The following is a 1,643-nucleotide window of genomic DNA, read 5'->3' on the forward strand; positions in this document are numbered from 1 at the left end:
ATACTCATATAGTGGCAAAAGCAGCCTATAAGAACCAGAACATGAAAACTGGCATGATTAAATGGGACTCTCTTGATGCTGTAAAGAATAGCACCAAGCGTATAAGCCAAGCCACCCGCGAAAAGCCAATACAAACCTTCAACTGGCAAATTCTGATACAGCGGTTTGATGATAAAAACCATCATCCAACCCATAAATAAATACATAAGTGTAGAGAACACCGAAAAGCGTCCCGTAAAAAAGAGTTTGATGCTAATTCCAAGCAAAGCAAATACCCAAACGACTGCAAAAACAATGAGTCCCGTTTTCTCTGGTAAGGTTACTAAACAGAATGGTGTATAGGTTCCTGCAATTAAAACATAGATAGAAGCATGATCAAAAATTCTTAATCGGGATCTTTTTACAGAATCTTTAGCTCGATGATAAAGCGTAGAGGCTGCAAATAAAACCACCATACTTAAGCCAAAAATACCAAAGCTGACGAGTTGCATGGTATTTCCAAATAAATATGCCTTTCTGATTAAAAACAGTGTACCTATAATTGAAACTATAAACCCAAAGGCATGAGAATAGATATTGATCTTTTCTTCAAGTGGTGAATAGGTTTTATTCTTGGGATTTTGCATCATATTAATAAGCTAAGCGGTTAAATCTATAACCGCCAAAGTTAAACAATATACCCATATCTAAAAATTTCATTTCAGCCACAAACAAAATGCTTATAACTCTCTACGAGAAGTATGATATTGATTCATGTAGGATTTTCAGAACCTGCTATGAAATATGACTTAATGCCCGTAATAGAAAAGAGGATAATCCATACAGATTATCCTCTTTTCTATTAATAATCCTCTCCCTATCGGGGAAAATTTATAATATTAATGCCTGCTCATTTCTAATATACTTTGAACCTGCCCCGAAATGCCCGCTTGGTTTGATGGGAATTCCATATCAAATGCGGCAGTTCCCACGGTAAAGCCAGCTGCTCCTGTGGTTTTAACCACTTCTATTCTTTCCTTGCTATCGATACTACCAGCCACAATAACGGGCTTCGTTGATGATTTACACACTTCCTGAACCAACAGAGGAATATCTTCTCCTGTAAATCGGTAGGCTAAGAGATCCAAACCATCTACCCCGTCAATAGCTGTAATCTGCTGGGCATGTGCTGCAATCTCATTAATTGTTCCTGTCAGAATACTCGGGTGATCTTCGATCTTTCCTACAAAAGGATAGTATTTTAATGGGTGATCTTTAACCATTGAAGCAATAAGTTCAGGTCGTGTTCCTCCCAGTAGGTAGTCAACATTCAGATCCATGGCAATTCTGGCTGATTTTTTTTCGCTCTCAGCATCTAAACTCACGACTTCCAGATAAACCTTAACACCTTCCTTTTTCAAATCCTCGGTAAGACTCTTTAATTCACTAATGGGCAATCCAATATCCTTAAAACCAATATGCTTTGCTCCTGCATCTGCAATCTCCTTCACATACTCTCTTGCATCAGATACGGTCTGATCATCCTTTGTCAACATAAATATAAAATCTACACTCATCTTTCTCTCTAATCGTTTGTTGTTTTGTATTTGAAAAACAAAAGTAGCATTTTATTGAATGCTACTTAATTTATTTTTCTCAACAAA

Annotated in this window: 2 protein-coding genes; both read right to left on the minus strand. The window is 37.0% G+C overall.

Features of this window, described 5'->3' with window-relative positions; genetic code table 11:
- A partial coding sequence (locus tag ABY905_RS17135) for a hemolysin III family protein (protein ID WP_372646096.1) occupies positions 1-626 on the minus strand: 626 nt, incomplete at its 3' end.
- Between the two features lie 252 nt (positions 627-878).
- The gene (locus ABY905_RS17140) at positions 879-1,556 is read right to left on the minus strand and encodes a hypothetical protein (RefSeq protein WP_372646098.1); all 678 of its coding nucleotides are present in this window, start codon (positions 1,554-1,556) and stop codon (positions 879-881) included.
- Positions 1,557-1,643: the final 87 nt, after the last annotated feature.

It is taken from the genome of Ancylomarina sp. (genome assembly GCF_041555295.1).
Lineage (GTDB): Bacteria > Bacteroidota > Bacteroidia > Bacteroidales > Marinifilaceae > Ancylomarina.